Source organism: Sheuella amnicola (genome assembly GCF_010499255.1).
Taxonomy (GTDB): domain Bacteria; phylum Pseudomonadota; class Gammaproteobacteria; order Burkholderiales; family Burkholderiaceae_B; genus Zwartia; species Zwartia amnicola.
Genome location: NZ_JAAGRN010000029.1, coordinates 1 through 945 on the forward strand (window position 1 = coordinate 1; position 945 = coordinate 945).

Sequence of the window (945 nt, forward strand, 5' to 3'; positions counted from 1 at the left end):
ATCATTAACGGGGGACAACGGTATTCATTAAACTTGTTTTTGCGAAGAAACATCTTTAATGGAGATCATACCGATGTCCCAAGTCGATTCTATCCTAGGCTTACCTGGTTTAGCCATACAGAGAGTAGACCGTAAGAAGGGAATCCATGTGTGGGCCAGACCCACAGCTAGGCCTTCCTGCGTGCACTGCGCCAATGAGTCCGTGCGGATTAAAGCGACCCACAGTCGTACCTTGAAGCACACCCGCCAAGGCAGTCAGGTGATGATTATTCACCTAAGCGTGCCTAAGTACCACTGCCAGAAATGTGACCGCTATTTCCGGCACCCATTCGCTGGCATCCGTCCACGCCTGCGCGCCACCGAGACCTATCGTCTTGAGGTCTTTGAAGCTCACGATGGTGGCGTGAGCCAAAGCAAACTTTCCACCACTCACCGAATTGGCTCAGCTACCGTCGAGCGCTGGTACCAACACCTCATCCAGCGAAGGGTATCGGAGCTATCCGGCAGATCTTGTCCGCGTGTGATGGGCATTGATGAACACTTCTTTACACGCAAAAAGGGCTATGCCACCACGCTTGTCGACTTGAAGAACCATAAAGTGTTCGATGTGGTGCTGGGGCGATCAGAGTTGAGCCTCAGGCAGTATTTAAGCCGCTTGTCGGGCCGCCAGCATGTTCAGGTCGTCGTGATGGATCTATCCGAAACCTACCGACAGATCGTACAAAAATACTTTCCGAACGCCAAAATTGTGGCCGATCGATTCCATGTCATTCGACTCGTCAATCACCACTTCTTAAAGCTCTGGCAGCAACAAGATCCATTGGGTAGAAAGAATCGGGGCTTGCTGAGTTTGATGCGTCGACATCAATGGAAATTGACTGATCAACAGCAAGACAATCTTGCAAAGTATCTGGAGCAGTACCCTGTGCTCGAATCACTTTATCG

The 945-nt window shown here is 50.6% G+C and carries 1 protein-coding gene; it reads left to right on the plus strand.

The window, feature by feature from the left end; translation table 11 throughout:
• Positions 1–73 precede the first annotated feature (73 nt).
• Positions 74–945: ISL3 family transposase (locus G3I67_RS14895; RefSeq protein ID WP_163656370.1), on the plus strand; the 872-nt coding region annotated here is incomplete at its 3' end.